Origin of the sequence: Rhodoblastus sphagnicola, assembly GCF_002937075.1 — a bacterium.
In the GTDB taxonomy this organism is placed as follows: domain Bacteria; phylum Pseudomonadota; class Alphaproteobacteria; order Rhizobiales; family Beijerinckiaceae; genus Rhodoblastus; species Rhodoblastus sphagnicola.
The window spans coordinates 1-5,469 of record NZ_NHSJ01000119.1 but is presented as its reverse complement, the minus strand read 5'-3'; the positions used below and the strand labels follow the sequence as shown (position 1 = coordinate 5,469).

Genomic DNA, 5,469 nt, shown 5'->3' with positions numbered 1-5,469 from the left:
AACCCTTGGCATCGGCTATCGCTTACGTCTGCCTTCTTCAGGAAATGCGGTTCCGAGAGCGCTGCGTCATGGCGACATGATATAAAAACGAAGACTGAATCATCTGTTAAAAGCGCGAAGTAAGTTAGGCATTCCCTAGAGTTATGCACCACGGTTTACGAAAGCGCTGGTCATCAAGCGACTTCGCATTGCGAATTTTCCCGCTCACGGCAGCGAGTGGCGCGCAATAATTGTGACGGAAGATATCATGAATACAAAATGTTACAGCCAACCTGAAGAATGAGATGCATCAAGTCGAACAAGATTTGACTCTCAGAGTCTGTCCGGAAAGTTTAAGTTTTTGAGCAAAGCTTTCGCAGCATGAGGCGGATTGAGGCGAGGCGGATGAAGGCCAAGGCGTTTCGCGTCAGGTTTTCGAAGTCCTTCGGCAACCTCCGGCATCTTCCGAGCCAAGCAAAGGTGCGCTCGACGGACCGCTGTACATTGTTGCCAATTCGATCGATTGCGGGGACTTGAGGCTGGACCGGTTGGGGCATTTGGCGGCGGAACCCGGAAGATGATTTCGATGCCCGCGCTGTCCACTTCAACGCATTTGATCAAAGCGCGGATAATTTCGCGTTGGCCGGCACGNGTCTGAGACTTTTGCGGCGAATTCTTCCACCCGGCTGATGACCAGGCAGAGGTCTCGCTCGCTTTCTGCCGCTCGAACAGCTGCTTCATGATGCTCCTTGAGCTGCGACAAGCGCTGTCGCATCCCTGTAATTCTCGGTTCGAATTCAAGTTTTTCGACGAACCCATTGGCATAGCTGTCGATCAGGCGATCGATGCCTCGACGCAAAGCCGTCATCTGCTTGTCCAAGCGGGCGACATCTTGAGGGTCGGCCCGATCTCACTGTGCAAGGATCGGCGGCGCTGGGCTCGGATCGGGCCGCGCGGCGCTTTCTCGATCGGCTGGTCGCGCTTGGTGCGCTGCGCGAGATGACGCGGCGCCCAAGCTTCCGGCTCTATGGACTGTGACCATGCGGCCCCCCGCGCAAGGCGACCTGCTGTTCGATCGCGACCTCGCCGATCTGGCGCCGGATTTGCGCTGGCGCGAATGGATGGGGCGCGTCGAAGCGGCGATCTTCGCCTCGGCCACGCCCGTGCCGCGTGAAAATCTGAGCCTGCTGGTCGGAGAAGGCTGCCGCCTCGACGAGCTGATCGCCGACATCCAGCACGAATTGGCCGATCGCCCCTACGAACTGGCCTTTGTCGCCGGCGGCTGGCGCCATCGCACCAGAAACCGGTTCGCCGACGCCATCCGCGCTTCCGGCGCGGCGGGCGGGGAGGGAGCGCTCAAAGCCTTGTCGCAGACCGAGCATCTGGTGGTGACCGCGATCGCCTATCTGCAGCCGGTGACGCGCCGGGATCTGTCGCGTCTGATCGGCAAGGAGATCAGCCGCGATATTTTCGCGCGTCTGAAACGATTTGGGCTGATCGGCGCCGGCCCGCGTTCGCCGGCGCCCGGCGCGCCGCTGACCTATGTGACCACCAAGCTGTTTCTGGAAATCTTCGGTCTCGGGAGCTTGCGCGATCTGCCCGATATCGAAGCCCTCGAAGAGGCTGGACTGCTGGCGCGGGGAACGGAGCTGCAGGAACAGCCGGCAATTGGCGACGAGTTTGATCGCGTCCTCGGGCTCATTCCCGACGACGATCAGGAGGAGGGCGAAGCGCCGCCGCCGCCGCAGGCAGGCGATGAACGCGCCGCCGATGACGGCTCTGACGGCGATCTTGACGACGACGACCGTTTTTGAGCCGGACAAGCGCCAGCCTATGCGGCGGCATGCGGCGTGCGGCTGTCATCGACGCAATGAATCAATCGCGGGCTGATTGATTCAGTTTATGCGTTGGACAGCAGGCGGATTTGCCGCGACCTTCAAGCCTATGAATGGCCCCGCTGATCTTCCGCTCCACCTTGAACGCATCGACGCCGCGCGCAACATGTGGCGCTACTACGAACTCGATGTGCATCCGACTTTGTTCGGCGAACACGCGCTGGTGCGAAGCTGGGGACGGATCGGCGCGCCGGGTCGCCGCATGATCATGACGTTTTCCGAATTGGACGCCGCCAGGCGCGCCTTCAAGCGGCTGGAGGCGGCGAAACGACGCCGCGGCTATCGCGATGTCCAACGCGCGGCGCGTCTTGCACACTCAGACGAAGGGATTGACGATCTTCAGTTTGCCAAAGGCGCGGCCATTCTGCAAATCCTCGCTGAACAAGGTTTCGCAGTCGGCTTCGAGCGCCGCGGCAACGATCAACGCGTCGTAGAATGAGACTTTGTGATCGTCCGCAAGCGACCGCGCCGCCTTATGCAGGGTGACGGTCAGCGGCAGCGGCGGATCGAGGAGCGTCAGCGCGTCTTCGATCGCTTCGCCGATTTCGCCCCAATCTTTCCCAAGTTTGCGGCGTGCGACAGCGGTGAATTCGTTGAGGACTTGGACCGAAAGTATGCCGCCTGCCGCCAACAAGGCGCGCGCCTTGTCCGCCTTGGCGCCCTGCTCCTGGGCACAAATGAGAACGTTGGTGTCGAAGAAAGCCGTCACCTCTGGTTGGCCTCGTCGCGGTCGAAATGATAATTGGCGGGCGTTTCCCAGGCGCGCGCCTTCATGCGAGCCAATGCCTCGGCGCGCCTGTCGAGCTTGTCCACCACCAGCTTTTCCCTTGCCGCCTCGACAATGTCGATCTCGTCTCCCGCTTTGAGATGCAGTTGATCGACCAGCTTTTTGGGCAGCCTCACGGCAAGGCTATTGCCCCATTTAGCGACCTGCATGGAGACACCCAAGATACACATGAGATAGCGTATATCCTATTTTGTATATCCTGGCTACGCAAGCGTGGCCTTACTGCCTCGTCCAGCTTTGCCGAGCAACAGCGCCATCAGCACCGGACCGATAGAAAACTCCTTGGCCCTGGCCTTTGCCGACAGCGCGCACAGGTAACCGCCCGGACTGCCAATGGCCTCGCCCTTTTGCAGGATCGCAGCGACCATCACCGCCGCATCCCCCGCCCCCATGGCTTCCTGCGCCTCGCAACCGTCCTGCTCGCGCCCCTACGGCCGACCGACGACGCGGAAACCGTACGCAAGAAAATCGCCGCGACCGCTACCTACCTCGACATCTGGCTCATGCGGCGCACGGTCAATTACATCCGGGTTGGCTATTCCTCGACTTCCTGCGCCATGTACCGGCTGTGCAAGGGAATCCGGCAGTTTCCGCTCGACGCCCTGATCAAGGTGCTCTCCGAAAAACGCGCGGCCGATGGGGTCACGTTCAAGGGAAGCGCGCAAAAAGACCGTGGCGGAATCGCCAAGCTGGCCCTCAACCAGTTCAGTCGGCGCTACATATTCCAGCGCATTACCGCTTTCACCGACGCGCACTCAGGCCGGGCCGATCCCTTTCCGGCCCTCATCGACCGCGACCAAAAGAACCCTTTCGACATCGAGCACATCTGGGCCAACGATTTCAGCCTGCATGCCGGCATATTTACGGATCAGCAAGAATTCCAACAGATGCGCGACACGGCGCCAGCACTCTTGCTGCTGCCAGCCGACATCAATCGCAGCCTTCAGGACAAGCCATACGGCTACAAGCTCCAGAAATACGCCAGCCAGCATCTATACACAGCGAGTCTCGCGCCCAGCGCCTACGTCAAGCGCAAAGAACCTCGACGCTGTTGAAGGCGAAGCTCCGCATGTTGGTCAAATCCATAGCCCTAAACACGGATAGCGCTATTCAGGCCGAAGCGGCTGACCGCCCCACACTTTGGCATGCTCCCTTGTCTTGCCGCCATGCGCCGGGGGCGATTTCGCTGACATGTGGGAACAGCAAGTTCACGCATCTAAGCCGCAGGTTAGGTCATGAACTCATAAACGGGATTCCCGAATCGCGGCTGCTCTGATTCAGTTTCTCCGATCTGGGGGCATGAGCTTGGCTCGGTTTGATTTGAAGGAGTTTTAATGGTCGGTGATCCTGCCGCTTTTACCGGACAAGGTACGCGGGGTCGAGCGATCTTGCTTACGGGACACCAACAACATCAATGCCGCCGGGAGCATGCTGAGCGTCAGCACGGTTGCGATCGCCAGTCCTCCGATAATGGCATAGGCCATCGGTCCCCAAAAAATCTGTTGCGAGATTGGAATCATGCCCAGAATCGCCGCACAGGCGGTCAGCAGGATGGGACGCGCGCGATGCTGCGTCGCCTCCATAACCGCGGCGCGAACAGCTTTGCCGCTCGCAATATTGGCGTCGACCTCCTGGATCAGGATGACGGCGTTGCGGATGATCATGCCCGCCAGCGCGATGACGCCGAGCTGCGCGACAAAACCCATCGGCGTTCCCGTCGGCAGCAGGGCAGCGACGACGCCGATCAGGCCGAACGGGGCCATGGCGATGGCGAGCGCGGTCCGGGTAAAGCTGCGCAGTTGCACCATCAGCAGCGCGATCATGATGCCGATCATGAGCGGCAGGGTGGCGACAATCGAATCGTTGCCTTTGGCCGCCTCTTCGACCGAGCCGCCCAGCGCGACGGCGTAGCCTTCCGGCAGTTTGGCGACGAAGGCGTCGATCGCCGGTTGAAGCCGCGCGGTGACGGTCGCAGGCTGCACGTTCGGCGTGACATCGGCCTGGATCGTGATGATCGGCTCGCGATTGCGGCGCCAGATGATGGGGTCGTCGAGGCCATAGGTGAGGGTCGCGATCTGCCGCAAGGGCTTGGACCGCCCGTCGGCGCCGACGATTTGCAGGTTGGCGACGGTGGCGAGATTGGTGCGCTCGACGTTTTCTCCCTGCAGCTTCACCAATACGAGACGATTCTGGTCGCGCACCGCCGTGATCGAGCGGCCCGAGAAGATCTGGGCGAGCGCCCCGGCAATGTCTTCCGAGGAAAGTCCGATGGCGCGCGCCATGGTCTGATCGACGGCGATGTCGATGTTTTTTCTTGGGTCGCCGGCGGAAAAATTCACGTCGCGCACGTCGTGATCCCCGGCGAGCACGCCGCCGAGTTCGCGGGCATAAATGTGGACCCTCGATATGTCCGGCCCGGTGACGCGATATTTCAGCGGCCAGCCGACCGGCGGCCCGAGCTCCAGCGGCGACGCGCGCGCGACGACATCGGGGAAGTTTTCGCGAAAACTGTCTTCGAGACGCGCCTTGAGCGCATCGCGCGCGGCCAGGCTTTTGGCGACGACGACGGTTTGCGCGATATTGTCGTTGTTGAGCAGGACATCCATCGGCAGATAAAAGCGGATCGCGCCCGAGCCGACATAAGTGGAAAAGCGTTCGACGTCGGGATCGGCTTGCAGGATGGCCAGAACTAACGAAAAGGCCTTCGGATACGCATAAGCAGACAAAGCAGGAACTTCAGGCGGCTCTGAGCAATGCCTCGGACAACGTTCGCAATGGTCTCAATCCGGCATTGTTTTCCGACGTGGC

7 protein-coding genes and 3 pseudogenes are annotated in these 5,469 nt (G+C 60.7%); 4 read left to right on the top strand and 6 right to left on the bottom strand.

Annotation, left to right across the window (positions count from 1 at the left end; translation table 11 throughout):
* Nucleotides 1-332: 332 nt before the first annotated feature.
* Both CCR94_RS19205 and CCR94_RS19200 read right to left on the bottom strand, forming a co-directional pair.
* Nucleotides 333-470, bottom strand: a pseudogene (locus tag CCR94_RS19205) (IS5/IS1182 family transposase); the annotation flags it as partial.
* Nucleotides 471-631: 161 nt separating this feature from the next.
* A pseudogene (locus tag CCR94_RS19200) lies at nt 632-859 on the bottom strand (recombinase family protein); the annotation flags it as partial.
* A 35-nt stretch (nt 860-894) separates the two neighbouring features.
* Between CCR94_RS19200 and CCR94_RS26160 the strand changes: the two are divergent.
* From CCR94_RS26160 to CCR94_RS19190, 3 genes and pseudogenes are all read left to right on the top strand, one after another.
* Nucleotides 895-1,017 carry a DUF1403 family protein gene (locus CCR94_RS26160; protein WP_425332346.1) on the top strand — a complete coding sequence of 41 codons (123 nt, stop codon included), beginning with the start codon at nt 895-897 and terminating at the stop codon, nt 1,015-1,017.
* A 2-nt stretch (nt 1,018-1,019) separates the two neighbouring features.
* The gene (scpB, locus tag CCR94_RS19195; RefSeq protein WP_104509438.1) at nt 1,020-1,793 is read left to right on the top strand and encodes an SMC-Scp complex subunit ScpB; all 774 of its coding nucleotides are present in this window, start codon (nt 1,020-1,022) and stop codon (nt 1,791-1,793) included.
* A gap of 88 nt (nt 1,794-1,881) precedes the next feature.
* Nucleotides 1,882-2,112 (top strand): annotated as a pseudogene (locus CCR94_RS19190) (WGR domain-containing protein); the annotation flags it as partial.
* A gap of 78 nt (nt 2,113-2,190) precedes the next feature.
* Here the strand turns inward: CCR94_RS19190 and CCR94_RS19185 are convergent.
* Genes CCR94_RS19185 through repC form a run of 3 tightly spaced genes read right to left on the bottom strand, consistent with a single transcriptional unit; the run spans nt 2,191 to nt 3,029 of the window.
* Nucleotides 2,191-2,583, bottom strand: coding sequence for a PIN domain-containing protein (locus CCR94_RS19185; RefSeq protein ID WP_104509435.1), 393 nt, complete (start codon nt 2,581-2,583; stop codon nt 2,191-2,193).
* Entirely contained in the window at nt 2,580-2,831 is a 252-nt protein-coding gene (locus CCR94_RS19180) for an AbrB/MazE/SpoVT family DNA-binding domain-containing protein (protein WP_338053011.1), read from the bottom strand. Before CCR94_RS19180 ends, CCR94_RS19185 begins: the two co-directional genes overlap by 4 nt.
* Before the next feature lie 33 nt (nt 2,832-2,864).
* A complete protein-coding gene (gene repC / locus CCR94_RS19175; protein WP_244594142.1) occupies nt 2,865-3,029 on the bottom strand; it encodes a replication initiation protein RepC in 165 nt (54 codons plus the stop codon).
* Between repC and CCR94_RS19170 the strand changes: the two genes are divergently transcribed.
* On the top strand, nt 3,009-3,716 hold the full coding sequence (locus CCR94_RS19170) for an HNH endonuclease family protein (protein ID WP_244594141.1): 708 nt from the start codon (nt 3,009-3,011) through the stop codon (nt 3,714-3,716). The genes repC and CCR94_RS19170 overlap by 21 nt on opposite strands.
* A gap of 276 nt (nt 3,717-3,992) precedes the next feature.
* Here the strand turns inward: CCR94_RS19170 and CCR94_RS19165 are convergent, their stop codons facing one another.
* The gene (locus CCR94_RS19165; protein WP_104509432.1) at nt 3,993-5,387 is read right to left on the bottom strand and encodes an efflux RND transporter permease subunit; all 1,395 of its coding nucleotides are present in this window, start codon (nt 5,385-5,387) and stop codon (nt 3,993-3,995) included.
* Nucleotides 5,388-5,469: the final 82 nt, after the last annotated feature.

Coding starts and splice junctions, on each gene's coding strand:
- scpB (WP_104509438.1), top strand. CDS start 1,020: ATGCGGCCCCCCGCGCAAGGCGACCTGCTGTTCGATCGCGACCTCGCC.
- CCR94_RS19180 (WP_338053011.1), bottom strand. CDS start 2,831: ATGTGTATCTTGGGTGTCTCCATGCAGGTCGCTAAATGGGGCAATAGC.
- repC (WP_244594142.1), bottom strand. CDS start 3,029: ATGGTCGCTGCGATCCTGCAAAAGGGCGAGGCCATTGGCAGTCCGGGC.